Below are 21,162 nucleotides of genomic sequence, written 5' to 3' on the forward strand. Positions count from 1 at the left end.
CCGGAGAATTCCAATTTATGACCAAGTACCTTATCAAGCGTCCAATAGGAATATTGCTCAGCTTTATTGTTGTCATCATCTTTGGACTAGCATCACTCTGGAAAATACCAGTATCACTTCTACCAAATATTGACGTTCCTCGTATTGTAATTCTGGTCCACTATCCAAATACGGCTGCATTCAACCTGGAACAGAATATTATCAGGCCAATTAGAGAAAGTCTAGGAACCATTAGCCATATTGAAAAGATAGAAAGTCGCTCGGCAAATCATTATGGCATTGTTACCCTAATATTTGAGTATGGGACAAAAATGAACCTTGCCTATATTGAATCTAACGAAAAACTAGATCAACTATCGAGTAGTTTCCCCAGGGACATGCAACGTCCAATTATAATTAGGACCAACACTTCTGATATACCAATTATTAGAGTCCAGGTTACCCCAAAATCCCAATCAGAATATCTTGGCGTATCAGAACTATCGGAAAAAATATTAAGAAAAAGACTGGAACAAGTGGAAGGTGTTTCCGTCGTAGATATTAGTGGACAACAACATGGAGTGATAACAGTCACGCCTTACCTGGAAAAGATAATCGCGCTTAATCTAGACGAAGATGATTTAACTAGAACAATTCAAAATGCCAACAAAGATCTAGGAGGCATGAGTGTTAGAGATGGTCAGTATCGCTACTTCATTAAAGTAACCAATGCGTTGGAATCAGCAGACAACATAGCACGGCTACCAATTACTACCAAAAATGGAACTGTACTGCAATTACAACAGATCGCAAAAATAAGCTGGATTTCAGAGAAACCTACAGGCTTTCATTTATTTAACAATAAAGAAGGCTTGGTACTAACTATCCAAAAACAGCCGGATAGCCGCATGAATGAATTAGTTCCCAAAATTAAAGAACAAGTACGGCAATTCACAAAAGACTACCCAAATATTGACTTTTCGCTTAGCCAGGATCAATCATTCCTACTTGAAGCGGGAATTTCAAACTTATATCAGGATTTGATCTACGGAGGCATACTCACAATCCTGCTACTATTCTTATTCTTAGGGAATTGGGTTTCACCATTTCTCATGAGTATAAGCATACCAACATCTTTGATAATTACTTTCATATTCTTCTATCTATTTGACATCTCCTTTAACATCATTTCATTGTCCGGACTAGCATTGGGAATCGGGATGCTAATTGACAATTCAATAGTCGTAATTGATAGTATAAGTAGAAAAAGGAAAAATGGAATGACTGCTATTGATAGTGCAATAAACGGAACAAATGAAGTAATCGTTCCTGTAATAAGTCAGGTACTTACTACAGTAGCCGTCTATTTACCATTAATTCTTCTAAGCGGAGTAGGAGGAGCACTTGTATTCGACCAAAGCATAGCATTAACAATATCATTGTGCGTTTCATTATTGGTCGCTTTCATTCTGGTACCGATATTATACAAGCAAATATCAAATAACAACGCCAGTAATCAAAACGACGATTCAGTATTCTACAAATATGTTTCAGTCGCATATCACAAAATGATTGATCATATACTTCGCCATAATAAAATATACTTACTAATTACCATATCACTAATGCCTATTGGAATATTCATTCTTGCAAAAATGCCAGTTAACGGACTTCCAAAAATTGAACGGAAGGAAAGCATGATCCACATAGACTGGAATTCGCCAATCGACGCAAATGAAAATTTGATCAGAACAAAATCACTTTTGAGAGAAATCCAAGGAGGTTGTAATGTAACTGAAGCCGAAATCGGCATACAACAATTTACCATCCAGCAAGAAAAATCTGCAGTACTGAATACCGAACTCTACTATGCTTGCGATACCGAATCAGAAAAAACCAAAATGGATCAGACCGTAAGGAACTGGATTGAAAATTACTATCCGAACGCCTTTTATCAAATCCTGGATGCACCCAACGCATTTACTCAACTATTTTCTACCAGTGCCCCATTTCTGGAAGCGCGCTTTAAACCAATATTAAACCAGGGAGGGGAAGGAGCTTGGAAAAATTTACAGCATGTGATTGATTCCATTAAAAATAAATCTTTCAAACTAGGTGACGAATTCCAAAAGGAGATCATGGTGGACTTAATACTACATGATCAGAAAATGGCTCTTTACGGGGTAACCAAGGAGCAAATAGAAACTAAACTTCATGAATTGTTTGGCAACTATACCATAACAAATATTAAAAGATTTGGAGAAATAAGATCAATCCTCTTAAAAACTAACCAAAACCAAATATCGAATCAGCTCGCCACAGTGATTCAGGGAAATAACAATGCTTACTATCCACTAAACCAGTTCATTACGATTTCCTATTCGAGTACCCCAAAGTATTACACATCAGACAAGTCGGGTCAATACAAATCCATCAACTTCGGTGAAGAAACTTTCGATCCCGAAATGTTGCAAAAACAAATAAAAAAATATGCACTTGATTCAGGTTACAATGTTCAATTCGTCGGACGATATATAGATGGCAAAAAACATAGTCAACGATTATGGTATATCTTCTTCATAGTACTGATATTACTCTATACCATCCTTGTTATTCAATACGAGAATCTCATACAACCATTCCTAGTGATGCTTACAATCCCTTTAGGAATAACAGGCGGCGCTATTACACTCTGGCTGGCGGGTGGCACACTGGATATTATGGCAATTATTGGATTTGTAGTAATTCTGGGCCTTATCGTTGACGACCCAATTCTAAAGATAGATACACTAAACAAACTAGAAAACAAGTATCTGGCGCAAGGCTTAAGGCACGATAAGGATCTACTATATAAGATGATCCACGAAGCCGGAGACCTTTGCCTAAAGCCGCTTCTAATGGTTTCACTTACAACAAGTATAGCCTTAGTTCCCGTACTATTTGTTGGCGGCATTGGTAATGATATGCAAAAACCGTTGGCTATAGTGATCATCGGCGGGTTGACTGTGGGCACCTTCTTCACCACCTGGTTTATCCCCTTGGCATATTGGTATTTCACAAAATGGAAGAATAAAATTAAATGATGAAACAATATTTAGTTCTCATATCCACTACTCTACATTTTGTTGCCGCCAGTGCCCAAAATGTACAACTTTCACTCGATGACGTAATCAAAATTGCACAATCGAGTTCAATGAAATTTAAGCTAACAGAAACCCAAAAACAGATAAGCTACTACCAATTCCAAAGCTATAAAAGTGAATACAAACCGCAAATCACTTTCTATGGAAACGCACCAGCCTATAATAAAGAATACCTTGCTGTTCGCCAACCGGACGGTACAATAAAATTTCAAGCAATAAGCCAAACAAACTCCAACTTTGGTTTAGGCCTAAGTCAGAAAATCGCCCTCACTGGTGGTGAGGTTTCGGTTAACACTGATCTAACCAGGTTTGATGACTTTCAGTCAAAAGAAAAACAATTCAATGCCACCCCCATCTACATACGCTTAACACAACCCCTATTTGCATTTAATGAGCTTCGATGGAAAAAACGGATTGAACCACTAAAATTTGAAGAATCGAAAAGGATATACATTGAACAGATGGAAGAAATCGCAAGAACATCTGTCAACCTTTTTTTTTCAGTATTAAACGCGCAAACTAACATCAATATAGCCTCGTCCAATCTGCAAGCTGCAGAATTGAATTATGAAACAGAAAATAAACGAATCAAATTAGGAACCACAACTGAAGACAAAATACTTCAATTAGAGATGCAAGTGTTGTTAAGTCAACAAAACCTAGAAAAAGCTAAATATGATCTTGAAACTTCAAATCTGAACCTGAAAACATTTTCTGGCTTGAACAATAATAACACCTACGAATTGCTAATTCCTGACAATGTCACATTCTTTTCAGTAAATGCTGAATCAGCAATAGAATATGCAAGAACCAATCGATCCGCCTTTATTACATTCGAACGAAGAAAGCAGGAAGCCCAGCGAGATATGGCCGAAGCAAAAGCCGACAAGCAACAAGTACTATTGACAGCAAGCCTTGGATATAACAATACAGGCGAAAACATAGGTCAAACATATCATGATCCAAAAGATCAACGAAGGCTAAATATCGGATTTAACATTCCTGTAGTAGACTGGGGGCGTAGAAAAGCAAGATTTAACACTGCATCGGCATTAGAAAAGTTCACAATATTCAATAATGAATCAGAAGAAAACATCCTGGTTCAGGAGATAATTACGCAAGCAAAAAGTATAGAACTTTTAAGAAGAAACATCGCCCTGTCTAAAACTTCTGATTCTGTTTCCCAACGGCGATATGCAATCGCAACCAAACTCTATCAAGTTGGAAAGCTATCAATCACTGATCTGAGTTTGGCACAAATAGAAAAAGACAACGCTAAAAGGAGCTACATAGATGCTCTCAGACAATTTTGGGATAGCTACTATTTGATGAGAAAATTAACGCTATTTGATTTTGAAACAAATACCCCATTGTACAATGACAACCAAAATTCTTTACAGAGTAAATGAATCGCCAGGATACAATCCTTACAACCATTCTGAAAATTCAACTCGCTTTAAAATTGAAGTGAAATTTTCCTTCGACCTCGTAGTAAAAACTATTTCGACGTCTACAAAATGAAATTGGCGCACCCATTGACTTCAAAAGTCCAATGTATTCATACAGTGTGCTTCGTGAAATATTCAATTTATTAGCAAGATCTTGTGGCGTGCCCGTGGACTTAGTCCGAATTAAATTGTCCAATCGATCTAAGCGGTCAATTACATGCTTTGCCATTATTTCCGAATTGAATTATAGGAAGGTTTATGACACCAAACTATTAAAATTTGAGAGTAAATCAATCATTAATGCAAACGTTTGCGTGATGAGAGGCAGAGAAATAAAACAACTTTGATCCGTCGTTTCCCGACTTAACGCAATGATAACACAAGGCCAGAACTGAAATGAGACAGAATAGCTACAACTTCCAGATTGACACTATAACACCGTTCCGGATAGTCACCCTCATTATCACTTTAATGGTTTCCAGTATCCTAATTATACCAAAACTGGATTTCGAGTCAAAAACCGAAAGTAACATTAACGAGTTCCAGATCTCCTTTGGGATTCCCAACTATAGTGAATTCGAAATTGAGCAACAGGCCACCTCCATATTGGAGACAGCCTTTTCTCAACTATCCGGTATTGAAAAGATAAAATCCTCATCGGGAAATGGCTATGGAACAATCGCGATAAAATTCTCGAAAGGCACCGATATGGAATTCAAGAAATTCGAATTAACCTCGATGCTAAGGAGGATTTATAAGAATCTACCTCCGGAAACCACATACCCAATTATCAATGGAGGTGCTGATAACAATGAAAAAGAATTTCCTGTTTTAGTTTACAACATTCAAGCACCCTTACAAACATCAGAACTAAAAAAACAGGCTGAATCAATTTTCAGAAAAACGCTGGCGGGCGTAGATGGTATTAAATCAATCACCGTTTCAGGTTCTGAAAATAAAAGTCTTAGTATTAAGTATAACATAGAAAAGTGCCGAGCCTGGAAAATTCAACCTGCGCTACTCAAAACTACATTAGATGCGTACCTCAACTCAAATTACATCGGTACTGTTAGTAGCACTGCCGGTGAAGAATTCTTTGTACGAATCCCTTCGACAGTTCATACTATAGGCGAAATCGGTCAAATTCAGATTCCATCAAACTCCAACACAACAATTCATCTAAGCGACATTGCACAAATTAATCTTGAAGAACAAAACGCTAAATCCTTTTTCAGAATAAACGGAAAGAATTCTCTTAATATATCGATCTATATACAAAGCAGCTTCAATAGGTTTCTATTGGCAAATGAAATCAAAAATACTATCAGGAAATCAGCTCCTCAACTATCAAATAGTTTCAATTTAGCTATATCATATGATGACACTGCACATTTGTCCGACGATCTACAAAAAAACATTAAACTCCTTTTCTGGTCCTGCGGGATCATAATAATCCTGATACTAGCTTTTTACAAAGATTTTAGAACTAGGCTGGTGCTATTTTCAAGCATAATAGCAAATGTTCTACTTTCTGTACTGCTCACCTCCATAGCCCGTATAGAAGTTAACTCATTTACGATAATTGCTCTAGGATTTTCAATTCTCCTAGGAGTGGAGCATACAATTGAAATGTCAAAATATTGCCTTAGGGAAAAGAAGAAATGGGGATACTGGGCCTTCTCTGGCGCGTTGCTTGCACTCGCAATACCGCTGTACCTGGTATCAAAATTAACAGTCACCAGAAATATCAACTTAAGTAATTTCTGCTTTGGAATTGCTCTGGTATTGTCATCTTCATTCATCGTTTCCATAGTATTAGTTCCCAATCTATATTCACTATTCTCCAATAATTTAAGCAGTAATCCAGCTGCAAACAATCGCATTCATAAAAACAAAACGTTAATCAGTAAGTCATACCTAAACTTGTATTATAGAGCAATTGAAACAATAGCAAATAAAAGAAAGATAGTTTTGACTATACTCATTCTAATATTCGGACTTCCATTGTTTATGATCCCTACCAAATGGGAAGGTGATAGATGGTACCACAACGTTTTCACCCATACACTCGGTAGTGAATTCTACCAGAAACAAATTCGTCCAACTGCCGATATATGGCTTGGCGGTATTTTAGGACTATTTGAGAGAGAGATTAGGGAAAAGGCCAATTACAGAAACTTAGATGAAACTAGACTTTATGTAAGAGCAGAATTGCCATTTGGAAATACAGTTGACCAAATGAATGGAATTCTAACTCAAATAGAAGAGTATTTATCTACTGAACAGGGAATTAACAGGTTTACGACACGCATACTTTCAGCTCAGAATGGAAATATTGAAATTAGTTTCCAAGAAGGATTTGACAGGAACAACTTTCCACATTTGATAAAATCACGACTCATCAATCGTTCCCTCAACTGGAATGGAGTCAAATGGAATATTTATGGAGTAGGTAAGGGATTTAGTAACGATGACGGTGGAGCTATTCCCAACTTTCAAATACTGCTTAAGGGGTATGACTTCAATGAATTGGAAAAACAAGCGATAAAACTAGGTGACAAATTAAGAAAATATAGACGAATCCAAAATATCAATACAAATGAACTTGCCGACTACGGCCAAAGGCAAACCTGGGAGTACAAATTACAAATGGATAATAACAAAATGGCTCTATTCGGGACCAATAAGCACAATGTTGTACAATTAATAGATGAAATAAGTAAACAGACAAACACTTATCAATATGTAATCCTGAATAATCAATTTTATCCGGTCCTGCTAAAAGAAAACAATGCCTCCATGTTTTCAAATTTCAATCTATTGAACGATCCTTTAGCCCTAAAATCAAATTCGCTCATAAGACTCAAAGATTTTAGTCAATTGGAATTACAACTAGGCCCGAGCACTATTTACAAGGAAGACCGACAATACATCCGTATTGTAAGCTTCGAATACATGGGCTCTGGTGATATCGGAAATAGCATCCTAAAATTAAGTATTGCCGATGCCAATCGCGAGATGCCAACAGGATTTACTGCAACAAACAATATGGAAATCTGGAAAAATAAAGAACCACAAAAACAAGTCCTCTATATATTGTTCGGATTGATTTCAATCTACTTTGTTTGTGGAATTCTTTTTGAGGACTTGACAAAGCCATTCGTAATTATAGGAATGATACCAACTTCTTTAATAGGAGTTTACTTGAGCTTCTATTTTGGAAATGTTACGCTCGACCAAAGCAACCAGGCCGCCTATGTCATTGTGAGCATATTTGCAATCCGTTCCGCGATTCTAATATTAACTGATGTTAGCAAGTCCTTTAGGATAAGACCTAAAGCTAACCAAAACCTGCTGTTGATTAAATCTGTAGCCACTCACTTTCCTACATTTCTCTTCATTTTTATCGTGGTGTCTTGCGGACTACTACCATTCATTTTTGAAGGCCCAAACAAGATCTCTTTCTTTTCACTAATCGAAGGAATTTTAGGTGGACTGATTTTCTGTTTCTTAGGAACATTTGTTATTCTACCTGTCTATTTGTGGAACACAAAGCAACTTTGAACCTTGTCGTCGTAACCATGAAACAATAATTCCAGTTCCATTCACTGTAACGCTATAATCAGAAATGGGAAGAGCTGGACATTAATCTGCGGCATTGCAACCACTATTTAATAATAATTGGAAATCAGGGAACCGCTTGCCCGCTCGGAGTTTGTCGACGGCCGATTTAAACTAATGCGTAACTGTATGGAATAAACTCTTGACTATTAATCTGATTTCTACAAATAATACGACTGCGATCTGAAAAGAATCTTATTCCAATTTAGGAATAGGTGGACAAAACCCGTAAAACAAACTGTAATTCAACCAACGGGATCAAAACGAAAGAAACTAACTCAGAAACGATAAATCGTTTGCCAGCAATGCCTTTACAAGGGTTTCAAGTCGTTTAGCACTCATTTATTATTATGTAAGTAGCCCCGACAGGAATCGAACCTGTATCTAAAGTTTAGGAAACTTCTATTCTATCCATTGAACTACGGGGCCATGGAAAGCGGTCTCGAAAGTGAAGCCACCTTTCCGGGGCTGCAAAAATAGTGGATTTCACCTTTCCCTGCGCCCGTCAAAAGAACAATTGCCCGCAGAACGCAACAAAGTACTAGCTTAACAGCCCATAATGCTTCTATATGAAATGTTTTGTTCTTGCCGCTGCGCTCGCACTCGGCTGTTTTTTCACCCATTCCCCCGTCATGGCACAACAAAAAGCCGGTAAAAATATCCGGATCAACCACGTCGCGCTCTATGTAACCAACCTCGCCAAAAGCACCACTTTTTATAAGGAAGTTGTCGGCCTCGATACCATTCCCGAGCCCTTCCACGACGGAAAACATACCTGGTTCTCCATCGGTGATAAAGCCCATCTCCACCTCATCGAAGGCCGCCACCAACCCACGGAAGGCGAAAAAAACACCCACCTCTGCTTCAGCACCGGCAACCTTGATGCCCTGATCACCACCCTCACCAGCCGCAAGATCGCCTATGAAAACTGGGCGGGACAAACCGGCAGTGTCACCAAAAGGGTGGACGGTATCCGCCAGATCTGGTTCCGTGACCCCGACGGCTACTGGATCGAAGCCAATGACGATTTTCAGCCCTAAAGGAGCTTTCCCGGCTATACCCGAATACCCGGCAGGTGGGTGGAAATCACTACCTTTGCCGCCATTTCATCGACTATGAAGTTTTACAATATCGTCATCCGCCACCGCCTCCTGATCGGCATCGCTTTCCTGGTGCTCGCCATCGTCACCAATATCTACGGCGGTTTCTGGCCTGCCTTCCTGCCCTACCTGGTCGGCGTCATCCTGATCTTCGGACATTTCTTCTTTGGCCCCATGCGCCTGATCCAGGAGCATATGGAATCCGGCGATATGGACGGTGCTGAGAAAGTGCTGTCTTCCATCAAATACCCCAACCTGCTGTATAAACCCATCCGTTCCGTCTATTTCACGCTGAAAGGCAACATCGCCATGATGAAGCAGGATTTCGACGGCGCTGAAAAAATGATGAAGAAAGGCCTTGAACTGGGCATGCCCATGAAAGAAGCCGAAGGTGCCAGCCTCCTGCAAATGGGCATGATCGCCATGCAGAAAAGCGACATCAAAAGCGCAGAAAACTATATCCGTTCTGCTCTCCGCAAAGGACTGCCCGACAAGGAAAACGAATCAGCCGCCTACCTCCAAATGTGCTCTATCATGATGACCAAAAGGGAATTCCGCGCAGCAAAAGACTTCTTCCGCAAAGCAAAGGCGCTGAAGCCTGCAACACCCGAGATCGTCAGCCAGATCAAACAGATCGAAAAATACATCCAACGCATGCCCGGGTAGAAAAGCTCGCAAAGTAATTTTTGTTTCACGCCAAGCACGCAATGGTGCAAAGACGCAAAGGATTGAATTTCAAATAAATGTAGAAGCCCTGGAGTAGTTTACGGGGCTTTTGTATAGCCATTATTAGCTCAATTATAACTCAGGTTTTCGGTTGGTTTTGGGAGTTTTCTGGGCTCTTTCTGGGCTCATCCTCCGTTATTAAACGGAAGATGGGCAGAGAATGCGCCGACTAAGCATCCAGAAACAGCCGAAAATCCGACCTGGCAAAGAGTCCCAACTGTAGTAAAACTGAAATTTCACCGGACTTAATCGCTGGCTGAAATGGCCCCTGGATGGGCATCTGGAAACAGAAGCCTTTCCACCGCCTCCCGCCGGAACGTAAAAATGGTTTTCAGCTGCCCGCGAACCAGCCATCCGCCGGCAAGATCACCCACAACACCAAATGGAAGCTGATAATCAACGATATCTGTCATTTCTACGCCTCCGGCAACAGCTTTAAAATGATGCTGATGCCGCCACAACCGGTAAGGACCCCTCTCCTGTTCATCCACAAAATGCCGGTAAGCAGAATCGCCGTCCGGATCGGATCCAGCTTCTACAATTGATATGACCGTCGTCCACCGCACCGGCCACCCGAAGAGTGGCCTTAACCGGTAATCGATCCGCTGACCCGGAAAGATCGGATCATCAGTCAGATCCGTCAACACTTCGAAGCGCATCCCGGGTGGAGTAATCCTTGCCAGGTTCAGGGGATTTATGAAAAAAGACCAGGCCTGGTCCATAGGAACAGGCAAATACTGCTGGTAATGAAGGCGGTGTACAGCCATTTTGCTAAGTTTGCAACTTGAAAAATTACATGCGCTCCCGTTGGTTTATCATTCTCTTCCTGCTTTCCAGCTCAATCCTGGCTGCCGTGCTGCTGGAAGGCTGTGCGAATATCGTACCCCCGCTGGGTGGACCCCGTGACTCCCTGCCGCCACGCATCGTTGCTATTCACCCCGCAGATTCCACCCTCCATTTCAATGAAAAGAAAATTGAAATGAGCTTTGATGAATATGTAACCCTGGAAAACGCACTACAGAACGTACTGGTGACGCCTACCCCAAAGGTCAATCCAATCGTCGAGTCACGGCTGAAAACAGTTACTGTCAGGATAAAAGATACGCTTGAAGCCAATACCACCTATGTGATCGACTTCGGCAAAGCGATCCGCGACGTGAACGAAGGTAACCCGCTTAAAAACTACCGCTATATATTTTCAACCGGTAACTATTTTGATTCCCTCGAATTCCGGGGAAGGGTGCAACTGGCGGAAACAGGAAAAACAGACAGTACCCTGATTGTGATGCTGCACCGTGACTTTACTGATTCTGCCGTATTCAAGGAAAAACCCCGGTATTATACCAGGGTGGATACAACAGGCGCCTTTCATTTTCAGAATCTTGCTCCAGGCACCTATGCCGTTTATGCCGTGAAAGACGAGGGCGGCAGCCTCCGGTATATGAACCCCGAAACACTTTTTGCATTTGCAGATCAGCCGGTAGCCATCAACGGTGCCACTCAGCCGATGACCCTGTATGCCTATGCTGAACCAGCGCCGGTAAAGGCACCCAAAGCCCCGTCCACTACTACAACACCTAAAAAAAAGAAGGATGACGAAGTGGAAGACAAACGGCTGCGCATGATCAATAGCCTCGAAGCCGGGGCACAGGACGTGCTGAAACCCCTCACACTCACTTTCCCCGACCCGCTGAAGTCTTTTGATTCCACCAAACTGATACTGACAGATAAAGCATTCAAACCACTACCCTATACCATCACCCGCGATACCACCAATAAAATATTCACACTCGCCTATACCTGGCCACTCGACCAGGAATTCCATCTCATCAGCGAAAAAGACATGGCCGCGGACAGCCTGGGCAAAAGCACCCTCAAAACGGATACGGTGAATTTCCGCACCATGAAGGAATCTGATTATGGCAGCATCCGTTTCCGCTTCAATAATGTAGATACAGCCAGGCACCCGGTTCTGCAGTTGTTACAGAACGGTAAAGTAATGTACCATTACCCGATAACCGGGAAGGAATTAATGATCCGACGTTTCCGGCCGGCTGAATTCGAAATGAATGTATTGTACGATGATAATGGAAACGGCAGATGGGACTATGGTATATTTTTTGGTCCCACCCGCCGTCAACCGGAAATCGTTATGGCCATTCCCCGCAAGCTGACTATAAAGGGCAACTGGGATAATGAAGCCGAAATCACGCTCAAATAACTTTATTGCCCTTTCCGGAAACGGTAGTTGAGCTGCAGATTGAGCGTACGTGGTGACATTTCAAGCTTGCTGTAATTGGAGAAATCTCCCAGGATGCTGTAATTGAGTCCCGCTTCATACCGTTTGTTGATCACCACACCCGCTCTCACCAGCACTTGTTGCCAGGTACTTTCAAAGTCATAATACGGATCAAATACAGTAGTCTTGTCAAGATCCTTTTCATACGATACCATTTTGTTTTCAGGATAACCCGAAAAATTCATGCTGTATCCACCACCTATAAATACCCGCAGATTCGGATAGGCGATAATATGGTACACAGCACTAAGGGTCAACCGCAGGTTGTTCATCCGCAAAGTATAGGTATTGTCTTTTGCAGTTGCCAGGGATGACTTTTCTGTTGAACCTTTTCCGTTCGAAGCAAACTGAAAATAGGAAGCTTCCAGTCGCATTTCTAATCGCTGATTGCTCCGTGCAGTCGCAAAATCCAGTCCTGCCTGGATAGAAGGACGCAACGTCGCATCAAAACTCATGTTCTTCAATTTCGGATCAACACTGGATGTCATGGTCAGGGTGTTCAGCATAGCACCTCCCCCGGCATAAAATGTAATCAGCTTCTTCTTTTCTTTCTCAGGTTCAGCGGCCGTTTTGTTCGGGGAGCCATTTGCTTTGATAAAGAATTTTGTCAGGCTGGTTTCTGAATACTGCAAACGGGAAGGATCCGGACCGTTTTCATCACCAAACTGCATTTGTTTGGCCTTCAGCTGCTCCCGGAATTCATTGGTCACGTAGAAATTCAGGGTACTGTCGTTCTGGGTAACAATGTATTTCAGCTCAACGGGTTGCTCATCTTCCACACCAAAGAAGAACATTTTTTTCTCCATCTCCAGCGCATAGAGATTCCATTTACCGGCTACCAGCTGGCGAAGAAAAACAGTGTCTGTCACCAACGTATCGACAAAGCCGATGCGGAATTCATCATAATTAACCGGGCGGGTCGAACGGGTAATAATATGCCGCTCGTAATGATCAGCACCCTGAATGTTGATCGTCCGAATGTCCGATACCCCGTAATTCACAGGCTGACCGGAATTCCTGAAGAGAATCTTCCGGGGATTTTTTGTCCAGTCCTGGTTGTCTATTTCACCTCTGAGTGTATCTCCGCCAAGCTTAACAACATAACCCGGCACAAAATTCTTCTGCGCAATCGCTGGCAGGCACGTTGCGAACAGCAACGCTGGAAGCAGTAATCTTTTCATGTACAGTATTAAAAGCGATAGTTTACCTGGAGATTGAGTATCCGTGGTTTTACGGTGATTGCCGGATAGCTGCTGAAACTTCCCAGCACGCCATAGTTCAGATCGATCATGTATCGGTCAAGCACCTGGACGCCGCCCCGAAGAAGGAGCTGTCCCCACGCTTTTTCAAAATCAAGGAAAGGATCTTTAACGCTGGTATAGTCATTATCCTGCCGGTATCTGACCATCTTGTTTTCCTTATAGGATGATAGGTTCATAGAATACCCTCCTCCCAGGTAGGCACGGAATGCAGGTTGACGAACAATATGATACAACAGGCTAAGAGACGGTCTTACATTGGCCATTTTAAGGCTGTAATCATACTGGGATGTATGTCCCAACAGGTCTTTCTCCGTTTCACCACTACCGGAAGCGTTGAAGTTATAGTACATGATTTCCGCCCGCAATACCCAACGCTGCAGTTTCCGGGCGCTGCCAATCTCCACACCTGCCTGTACGCTGTAACTCACCGAGCCTTTAATATTGTCGAGTTCACGAATCGCTTCAACATCATCAGCCTCAAGTGCCAGGGAATTAGCCACCATACCAATCCCGCCAAAAAAACGGGTCAGCTTTATTTTATCCTGAACCAGCTGGTTGCCATTCCCCCCGTTTTCTCCGTTGAGTAATTCGAAGAATCGTTTCATCGAGCTTTCCCGGTAGTCGAGAGAACTAAGCTTTCTCTCCAGCTGATCATTCTGTTTACCGGCAGTAACAAGTCTGGCATTCAGCTGGTCCCGGAAATAATTGCGGTAATAGATGCCGGAGGCATTGTCATCCAGTGCCACGACGTAGCTCAATTCTGTAAGCGGCTCATTTCCGACCTGATAATACAAAAGAAGTTTGTCAACGTAACCGGCATAAAGATTCCACTGGCCCCTCACTACCTGGCGCAGCAAAAGGGTATCCGTCACTGTTGTGTCGGAATACGACTGGCGCAGTTGATCGTATTCCACAGGTCGGGTAGAGCGGGTTACAATCTCCCGGACATACACATCACCATTGGTCATGCCAAAGCCCTTCAGTTCAGCAATTTCATACTGGGTAATACTGCCGCCTGCCTGAAATTCAATCTTCCGGGGACTGCGGCTCCAACCCTGGTCATTGACGTCGCCCCGGAGCGTATCGCCCTGTTGATTGATGATATATCCGGGAACAAAATTCTTCTGGGAAAAAGCCGGGATACCGGCCATGAGGCACAGTAAGGGCAGGATAAGTTTTTTCATTGATTAGGTTTGAATAAGGGCGCAATAATAAATAATTATGATCAGAAGCGGTAATTAAACTGGAATTGAAGCATCCTGGGAACAAAAGCAGTGTTGACGTATTCTGAAAAAGTGTCTGCAAACTGGTATTTCACCTGTACGTCGGCGTGCTCCTTGATTGTAGCACCGGCCACAGCGCTGAATGACAGCCACGTATTTTTAAAGCCGAAATAATCATCCTCTCTCCGGCTTCCATTAACGCTGGAGGTCGTCATGTAATTTTCCTTGTAGCTGGTCAGGTTAAGTGCTATTCCGGGACCCAGGTATACTTTGCAATTTGGATATCTCAACACCTGGTAAAAAGCCTGTAAAGAAGGTTGAAATATGTTCATTTTCAGGTTGTAGCTATATTCATATGCCGGAACGGTAAAGATTGGGCCTGCTGAATCGGAAGCTTTTGCTGAAAACTGTTGCCATGCCAGTTCAAGCCGGAACACGAACCCTCCGAGACCGACGGGATCATTGAACTCGACGCCGCCCTGGAAGACGGGACTTACCGTTTTTGCGAACTGAAGATCGCCCAGGGGCACGTCACCCTCATTGCCTCCTTTGATGTCAAAGCTGTTTACAGCAAGTCCCGCTCCGAGGTAGGGATACAAAAATTTTTTCTTCTTTTTTGCGCGTTCAACACTTTTTACCGTCAGCCCCTTTGACCTGTTAACGTCATCCACAAAACGCACCAGCTCGGATTCCGTATACTCCATCTTTGGAAGTTTACGGCCAAGCCGGGGATCAAGTCCCTCTTCTACCAATGCGCCATTCAACTGATCACGGAAATAGTTCCGCTCCTCATAATACTGTCCGTCTTCCTTAAGATCCACCACATACCTGAGTTCATCAATGGAACCATCTTTGCGTTGCAGATAGAATTGCACCTTGGTCACATTCAACTGATAAAGTTTCCAGTCGCCATCTGAAATTTTCTGTAAGAAAACAGTGTCGGTCAGAACGGTGTCGATATATTGTTTTCCCCGCAGCAGATGGATATCAGTTGGACGGGTGGTGCGGGTGATCACCTGCCTCACATATGCAGCATCTTCACCGGCACCAAATGCGGCAATATCTTTAATGCCATAAATGCTGGTATTTCCGGCCGATTCGAAAGTGACTGTTTTCGGCGTATGTACCCATAGCTGGCGGTCGACTTTACCTTCGATTCTTTCCCCCGAATTGTTGATGATAAAACCGGGAACAAAATTCTTCTGGGAAAAAACCGGGACACTGGCCATAAGGCACAACGAAGGAAGGATGAATTTTTTCATTGATCAGGTTTGAATCAGGAGTTGTATTGGAAAATTAAACGCAGCAACTATCAGTAAGCCGATCGTTTGCTATTTCATTGCATTGGAACGTAATAAATTCAGGAGGAATATGCAGGATACGTGAAAAACGAAGGTGTAAGGTCCGCCCCGACAGGTAGGGGCAATGATTTTTTTTCATGGTTAAGGTGTAAAGCAGGGGTAAAATAAGTCAAATTCAGGTAAAAAGCGATAGTTGGCCTAACTTTGAAGGATGCAACTACCTTCTGCCCTGCTGGAACAGGCGGTAAGTGAATTCTCCAAATTACCCGGCATCGGAAGAAAAACCGCTCTTCGCCTGGTCTTGCACCTCCTCAAACAGGATACTGAAAAGGTGGAACAGTTCACGGAAGCCGTTATACGCATGCGAAAAGAAACGCATTTGTGTCAGCGTTGTTTCAATATTGCCGACCAGCAACTTTGCAGTATCTGCTCCGACATGCATCGCAAGCAGGACCTCATCTGCGTAGTGGAGAATATCCGCGACGTGATCGCCATTGAAAACACGCAGCAATTCAGCGGTACCTATCATGTATTGGGTGGTGTTATTTCGCCACTTGACGGTGTTGGTCCCGACCAGCTGCAAATCGACAGGCTTTTGCGCAGAACGGTGGAAGAACCGGTAGCCGAACTGATTTTCGCGTTAAGCCCTACTATCCAGGGAGATACCACGATCTATTACATACAGAAAAAACTGCAACCGACCACTATACGGTTCACAACCATTGCCAGGGGTATCGCCTTCGGCGGCGAACTCGAATACGCTGATGAAATGACGCTTGCGCGCAGCCTCCAGCACCGGATGCCGGTGGAGCAGTTGCGGATGTAGCAGCGGAAATCCTTATATTTGCAGCTTCGCAGGTGGATTTGTTTATTGTTCGGCCTGCGCTGGCAACCTGCCGGCATATTAAAACTGAACTAATAAATGTATAACCAGCCAACTACGGTTTCCCACATTTATTGGTGCAGTTTCATCACTATTGAAAAGGAATGGTATGAAAAATATCCGCAAGGAACTCGAAAAGCGCATACTCATCATCGACGGTGCCATGGGTACCATGATCCAGCGCTATAAACTACAGGAAGCAGATTATCGCGGTGAACGGTTTGCCGCCTGGCCCTCAGACCTGAAGGGCAACAATGACCTGCTTTCACTGACCCGGCCAGACATTGTCGACGCCATCCACCGCGAATACCTCGAAGCCGGTGCTGATATTATCGAAACGAATACGTTTAATGCGCAGCGCATCAGCCTGGCAGACTACAATATGGAGCCTCTGGCCAGGGAAATAAATGTCGCTGCAGCGCAAATTGCGCGCAAAGCCGCTGATGACTTCACAGTTGCCAACCCGGCAAAACCCCGCTTTGTCGCCGGCGCAATCGGACCATTGAACAAAACCCTCAGCATTTCACCTGACGTCAACAACCCGGGCAGCCGCGGGCTCACCTGGGATGAGGCAGTAGAAGCCTATACAGAACAGGTTGACGGACTGGTAACGGGCGGTGTTGACCTGCTGCTGATCGAAACCATTTTCGACACACTCAACGCCAAGGCAGCCATTTTTGCCATCAAACAATATTTTACAACAACCAGCAGGCCTGAACTGCCGATCATGATCAGCGGCACCATTACGGATGCTTCCGGCCGTACCCTCAGCGGCCAGACGCTGGAGGCATTTTACATTTCAGTAATGCATGCAGCACCGCTCAGTATCGGACTCAACTGCGCCCTTGGTGCTGCAGAGATGCGCAGCCACATCGCGGAATTGAGTCAGATTGCAGCATGTTACACTTCTGCTTATCCCAATGCCGGCCTGCCGAATGCAATGGGGGAATATGACGAACAGCCGGAACAAACGGCCCACTTCCTGGAAGACTGGGCAAAAGAAGGATGGGTGAATATCGTCGGTGGTTGCTGCGGCACCACGCCTGACCATATCCGCCATATCGCAGAACATGTAAGTACCTTTACCCCCCGGCCATTACCTGAAACAGAAACCGAACTAGCCTGATGACCAAGATCGCTCCATACCTTCGCCTGTCCGGGCTGGAATCACTGGTGGTCCGCCCGGAAGCCAACTTCCTGAATGTCGGCGAAAGGACCAACGTTACCGGCTCGAAGAAATTCGCGCGGCTGATCCGCGAAAACAATTACGAAGAAGCACTTTCTGTGGCCCGCCAGCAAGTGGAGAACGGCGCACAGATTCTTGACGTGAACATGGACGATGCGCTGCTCGATGGCGTAAAAGCCATGACTACTTTCCTCAATTACCTGCAGAGCGAGCCCGATATTGCGCGGATTCCCATCATGATCGACTCCTCAAAATTCGAGATCATCGAGGCCGGATTGAAATGCGTGCAGGGAAAATGCATCGTGAACTCCATCTCTATGAAAGAGGGAGAAGAAAAATTCATCAGGGAAGCGCGCATCTGCAAACTTTTCGGCGCTGCCGTGGTGGTGATGGCCTTCGACGAAAAGGGACAGGCAGATACTTTCCAGCGCAGGATCGATATCTGTTCCCGCGCATATGACATCCTTGTGAACCAGGTTGGCTTTCTGCCGCAGGACATCATCTTTGATCCGAACATCTTTGCGGTAGCAACAGGTCTGGAAGAACACAATAACTATGCTGTCGATTTCATCGAAGCAACGCGGGTGATTAAAACGAGAATGCCGCTGGTAAAAGTGAGTGGCGGCGTGAGCAATCTCTCCTTTTCCTTCCGGGGCAATGACCATGTGCGGGAAGCGATGCACAGCGTATTCCTTTTCTATGCGATCAAAGCAGGAATGGACATGGGCATCGTGAATGCCGGACAACTGGTAGTATACGATGAGATTGAACCCGCGCTGCGGCAGCTTTGCGAAGATGTGATCTTCAACCGCAATAACGATAACAACGAGGCGACTGAAAAGCTCATTGCTTTCGCTGAAACAGTGAAAGCAAAGGGCAAGGAACAGGTAAAGGATGAAAGCTGGCGCAGGGAGCCGGTGGAAACGCGGCTCACCCATGCCCTGATCAACGGCATTACTGATTATATCGACCAGGATACAGAAGAAGCGCGGCAGAAATATCCGCGGCCGCTGGATGTTATCGAGGGCCCGTTGATGGACGGCATGAATGTGGTGGGAGACCTGTTTGGTGCTGGCAAGATGTTTCTTCCCCAGGTGGTAAAGAGTGCCCGGGTAATGAAAAAAAGCGTTGCCTGGCTGACACCCTATATTGAAGAAGAAAAGAAAAATAATCCAAATGCTCAGCAGGGTTCCGCATCACGAATCCTGCTGGCCACCGTGAAAGGTGACGTACATGATATCGGCAAGAATATCGTGGGCGTGGTACTGGGTTGTAACGGATACGACATTATCGATCTTGGCGTAATGGTTCCTGCAGACAAAATCCTGGATACCGCCCAGAAAGAAAAGGTTGACATTATCGGCCTCAGTGGCCTTATTACGCCCTCCCTGGATGAAATGGTGAACGTTGCACATGAAATGAAACGACGGGGAATGGAACAACCACTGCTGATCGGAGGCGCCACCACGAGCCGCATGCATACTGCGGTTAAGATCGCCCCCCAATATGGTAATGGCGTGGTTCATGTGCTGGATGCGTCCCGCAGCGTTACCGTTGCCGGTTCATTGCTGAGTGCTGAACAGAAACCGAAATTTCTCAATGATACCAGCAGTGAATATGAAAAACTGCGCGATGATTTCAACCGGAAACGAACCATCAAGCAATACCTGCCGTTTGAACAGGCCCAGCAAAATAAGGTAGCGATCGACTGGAAACAATATCATCCGGTAAAGCCCTCATTCCTCGGCACACAACAGGTGGAGCTGAATGACCTGTCGGTACTGGTCCCCTACATTGACTGGAGTCCCTTCTTTATTGCCTGGGAACTGGGAGGAAAATTTCCAGACCTTCTTCAGGATGCCGTAATCGGGAAAGAAGCCACCAAACTATTCAACGACGCAAAGGACCTGCTGCAAAAAGTAGTGATGGAAAAATGGCTGACAGGCAAGGGCGTTGTGGGCTTCTGGAAAGCGCAGACCAATGGCCGTGATACGATTGAGCTGGAAACTGCCGAAGGAAAAGTGACACTGGAAACCTTAAGGCAGCAGATCAAAAAAGCCGCAGGGCAACCGAATTTTTCGCTCGCAGATTTCATTGCACCGGCAACCAGTGGCGTGGAGGATCACCTCGGTGCCTTCAGTGTTACCATTCAGGGCATTGAAGCACCATTGCAACGATTCCAGGATGACCAGGACGATTACAACAAGATCATGCTCCAGGCACTTGCAGACCGCCTGGTAGAAGCATTTGCCGAATACCTGCATGAACAGACCAGGAAAACCTACTGGGGTTACGCGGATAGCGAGCAATTGAGTAATGAAGCGCTGATCAAAGAAGAGTATATGGGTATTCGCCCGGCGCCGGGATATCCTGCGTGTCCGGACCACACAGAAAAATACAAGCTGTTTGCCCTGCTGGGAGGCGAAGAGAAAACGGGTATTCACCTGACGGAATCCCTGGCCATGTATCCTGCCGCTTCGGTATGCGGCTGGTATTTCGCGCATCCGCAGAGCCAGTATTTTGGCGTAGGCAAGATCAAGCCGGATCAGGTGGAAGACTATGCCGCGCGCAAGAAAATGACCATAGAAGACATCAGGAAGTGGCTTCGGCCGATCCTGGAAGAAGAAGCATAACTACTCCAGGATATAAAGTCAAAACGCCATGAACTGGATCATTCTGTTTATTGCCGGGTTGTTTGAAGTGGGATTTGCGACCTGCCTGGGCAAGGCGCGGGAAACTTCCGGCAGCGCAGCAACAGCCTGGATGGCCGGCTTTTTTGTCTGTCTCACCATCAGCATGTACCTGCTGTATAAGGCAACGCAAACCCTTCCCATTGGAACTGCCTACGCGGTATGGACCGGCGTGGGTGCCGTAGGTACAGTACTGGCAGGGATTTTTCTGTTTAAAGAACCGGTGGAATTCTGGCGGTTGTTTTTTCTGACCACGCTGATCGCATCTATCATCGGGCTGAAATTTGTTTCGCATTAAGCG

Annotated in this window: 15 protein-coding genes and 1 tRNA gene; 10 read left to right on the forward strand and 6 right to left on the reverse strand. The window is 44.4% G+C overall.

The window, feature by feature from the left end; genetic code table 11:
• Positions 1-17: 17 nt before the first annotated feature.
• Both FPE01S_RS04985 and FPE01S_RS04990 read left to right on the forward strand, forming a co-directional pair.
• The gene (locus tag FPE01S_RS04985; RefSeq protein ID WP_046367728.1) at positions 18-3,062 is read left to right on the forward strand and encodes an efflux RND transporter permease subunit; all 3,045 of its coding nucleotides are present in this window, start codon (positions 18-20) and stop codon (positions 3,060-3,062) included.
• Positions 3,062-4,531 carry a TolC family protein gene (locus tag FPE01S_RS04990; RefSeq protein ID WP_052955519.1) on the forward strand — a complete coding sequence of 490 codons (1,470 nt, stop codon included), beginning with the start codon at positions 3,062-3,064 and terminating at the stop codon, positions 4,529-4,531. The genes FPE01S_RS04985 and FPE01S_RS04990 overlap by 1 nt, the downstream gene beginning before the upstream one ends.
• Positions 4,532-4,568: 37 nt before the next feature.
• Here FPE01S_RS04990 and FPE01S_RS25355 read toward each other — a convergent pair whose 3' ends face one another.
• On the reverse strand, positions 4,569-4,799 hold the full coding sequence (locus FPE01S_RS25355; RefSeq protein WP_072053953.1) for an HTH domain-containing protein: 231 nt from the start codon (positions 4,797-4,799) through the stop codon (positions 4,569-4,571).
• Between the two features lie 167 nt (positions 4,800-4,966).
• Between FPE01S_RS25355 and FPE01S_RS04995 the strand changes: the two genes are divergently transcribed.
• A complete protein-coding gene (locus FPE01S_RS04995) occupies positions 4,967-8,134 on the forward strand; it encodes an efflux RND transporter permease subunit (protein ID WP_046367730.1) in 3,168 nt (1,055 codons plus the stop codon).
• 414 nt (positions 8,135-8,548) lie between these two features.
• Here FPE01S_RS04995 and FPE01S_RS05000 read toward each other — a convergent pair.
• Positions 8,549-8,620, reverse strand: a tRNA-Arg gene (locus tag FPE01S_RS05000).
• Between the two features lie 140 nt (positions 8,621-8,760).
• Between FPE01S_RS05000 and FPE01S_RS05005 the strand changes: the two genes are divergently transcribed.
• Positions 8,761-9,231, forward strand: coding sequence for a VOC family protein (locus tag FPE01S_RS05005; RefSeq protein WP_245623944.1), 471 nt, complete (start codon positions 8,761-8,763; stop codon positions 9,229-9,231).
• Positions 9,232-9,306: 75 nt separating this feature from the next.
• Positions 9,307-9,957, forward strand: coding sequence for a tetratricopeptide repeat protein (locus FPE01S_RS05010; RefSeq protein ID WP_046367731.1), 651 nt, complete (start codon positions 9,307-9,309; stop codon positions 9,955-9,957).
• A 305-nt stretch (positions 9,958-10,262) separates the two neighbouring features.
• Here the strand turns inward: FPE01S_RS05010 and FPE01S_RS05015 are convergent, their stop codons facing one another.
• Positions 10,263-10,784: an SRPBCC family protein gene (locus FPE01S_RS05015; RefSeq protein ID WP_046367732.1), complete on the reverse strand. Its 522-nt coding sequence runs from the start codon at positions 10,782-10,784 to the stop codon at positions 10,263-10,265.
• Between the two features lie 29 nt (positions 10,785-10,813).
• On the opposite strand from FPE01S_RS05015, the gene FPE01S_RS05020 reads away from it, so the two are divergent.
• Positions 10,814-12,238 (forward strand): Ig-like domain-containing domain, encoded by a 1,425-nt coding sequence (locus tag FPE01S_RS05020; protein ID WP_046367733.1) that lies wholly within the window; start codon positions 10,814-10,816, stop codon positions 12,236-12,238.
• Positions 12,239-12,240: 2 nt separating this feature from the next.
• On the opposite strand, the gene FPE01S_RS05025 is transcribed toward FPE01S_RS05020, so the two are convergent.
• From FPE01S_RS05025 to FPE01S_RS05035, 3 genes are read right to left on the reverse strand one after another with little or no spacing between them, the layout of a single operon-like run.
• A complete protein-coding gene (locus FPE01S_RS05025) occupies positions 12,241-13,497 on the reverse strand; it encodes an outer membrane beta-barrel protein (RefSeq protein ID WP_046367734.1) in 1,257 nt (418 codons plus the stop codon).
• Between the two features lie 8 nt (positions 13,498-13,505).
• Positions 13,506-14,762, reverse strand: a complete 1,257-nt coding sequence (locus tag FPE01S_RS05030) for a hypothetical protein (RefSeq protein WP_046367735.1) — start codon at positions 14,760-14,762, stop codon at positions 13,506-13,508.
• Positions 14,763-14,803: 41 nt separating this feature from the next.
• Positions 14,804-16,063, reverse strand: coding sequence for an outer membrane beta-barrel protein (locus FPE01S_RS05035; RefSeq protein ID WP_046367736.1), 1,260 nt, complete (start codon positions 16,061-16,063; stop codon positions 14,804-14,806).
• 250 nt (positions 16,064-16,313) lie between these two features.
• Between FPE01S_RS05035 and recR the strand changes: the two genes are divergently transcribed.
• From recR to FPE01S_RS05055, 4 genes are all read left to right on the forward strand, one after another.
• Positions 16,314-16,928, forward strand: a complete 615-nt coding sequence (gene recR, locus FPE01S_RS05040) for a recombination mediator RecR (RefSeq protein ID WP_046367737.1) — start codon at positions 16,314-16,316, stop codon at positions 16,926-16,928.
• Between the two features lie 166 nt (positions 16,929-17,094).
• Positions 17,095-18,111 carry a homocysteine S-methyltransferase family protein gene (locus tag FPE01S_RS25990; RefSeq protein ID WP_046367738.1) on the forward strand — a complete coding sequence of 339 codons (1,017 nt, stop codon included), beginning with the start codon at positions 17,095-17,097 and terminating at the stop codon, positions 18,109-18,111.
• Complete coding sequence (metH, locus tag FPE01S_RS05050; RefSeq protein WP_046367739.1) at positions 18,111-20,804, forward strand: methionine synthase; 2,694 nt, start codon at positions 18,111-18,113, stop codon at positions 20,802-20,804. The genes FPE01S_RS25990 and metH overlap by 1 nt, the downstream gene beginning before the upstream one ends.
• Positions 20,805-20,832: 28 nt before the next feature.
• Entirely contained in the window at positions 20,833-21,159 is a 327-nt protein-coding gene (locus FPE01S_RS05055; RefSeq protein ID WP_046367740.1) for a DMT family transporter, read from the forward strand.
• Positions 21,160-21,162: the final 3 nt, after the last annotated feature.

Source organism: Flavihumibacter petaseus NBRC 106054 (genome assembly GCF_000974785.1).
Lineage (GTDB): Bacteria > Bacteroidota > Bacteroidia > Chitinophagales > Chitinophagaceae > Flavihumibacter > Flavihumibacter petaseus.

Excerpts from the sequence above, each read along its gene's own strand:
- FPE01S_RS05035 (WP_046367736.1), bottom strand. The coding sequence starts at position 16,063 with ATGAAAAAATTCATCCTTCCTTCGTTGTGCCTTATGGCCAGTGTCCCG.
- FPE01S_RS25355 (WP_072053953.1), bottom strand. The coding sequence starts at position 4,799 with ATGGCAAAGCATGTAATTGACCGCTTAGATCGATTGGACAATTTAATT.
- FPE01S_RS05055 (WP_046367740.1), top strand. The coding sequence starts at position 20,833 with ATGAACTGGATCATTCTGTTTATTGCCGGGTTGTTTGAAGTGGGATTT.
- FPE01S_RS05005 (WP_245623944.1), top strand. The coding sequence starts at position 8,761 with ATGAAATGTTTTGTTCTTGCCGCTGCGCTCGCACTCGGCTGTTTTTTC.
- recR (WP_046367737.1), top strand. The coding sequence starts at position 16,314 with ATGCAACTACCTTCTGCCCTGCTGGAACAGGCGGTAAGTGAATTCTCC.
- FPE01S_RS25990 (WP_046367738.1), top strand. The coding sequence starts at position 17,095 with ATGAAAAATATCCGCAAGGAACTCGAAAAGCGCATACTCATCATCGAC.
- FPE01S_RS04990 (WP_052955519.1), top strand. The coding sequence starts at position 3,062 with ATGAAACAATATTTAGTTCTCATATCCACTACTCTACATTTTGTTGCC.
- FPE01S_RS05030 (WP_046367735.1), bottom strand. The coding sequence starts at position 14,762 with ATGAAAAAACTTATCCTGCCCTTACTGTGCCTCATGGCCGGTATCCCG.
- FPE01S_RS05010 (WP_046367731.1), top strand. The coding sequence starts at position 9,307 with ATGAAGTTTTACAATATCGTCATCCGCCACCGCCTCCTGATCGGCATC.
- FPE01S_RS05015 (WP_046367732.1), bottom strand. The coding sequence starts at position 10,784 with ATGGCTGTACACCGCCTTCATTACCAGCAGTATTTGCCTGTTCCTATG.
- metH (WP_046367739.1), top strand. The coding sequence starts at position 18,111 with ATGACCAAGATCGCTCCATACCTTCGCCTGTCCGGGCTGGAATCACTG.
- FPE01S_RS05025 (WP_046367734.1), bottom strand. The coding sequence starts at position 13,497 with ATGAAAAGATTACTGCTTCCAGCGTTGCTGTTCGCAACGTGCCTGCCA.
- FPE01S_RS04985 (WP_046367728.1), top strand. The coding sequence starts at position 18 with ATGACCAAGTACCTTATCAAGCGTCCAATAGGAATATTGCTCAGCTTT.
- FPE01S_RS05020 (WP_046367733.1), top strand. The coding sequence starts at position 10,814 with ATGCGCTCCCGTTGGTTTATCATTCTCTTCCTGCTTTCCAGCTCAATC.
- FPE01S_RS04995 (WP_046367730.1), top strand. The coding sequence starts at position 4,967 with ATGAGACAGAATAGCTACAACTTCCAGATTGACACTATAACACCGTTC.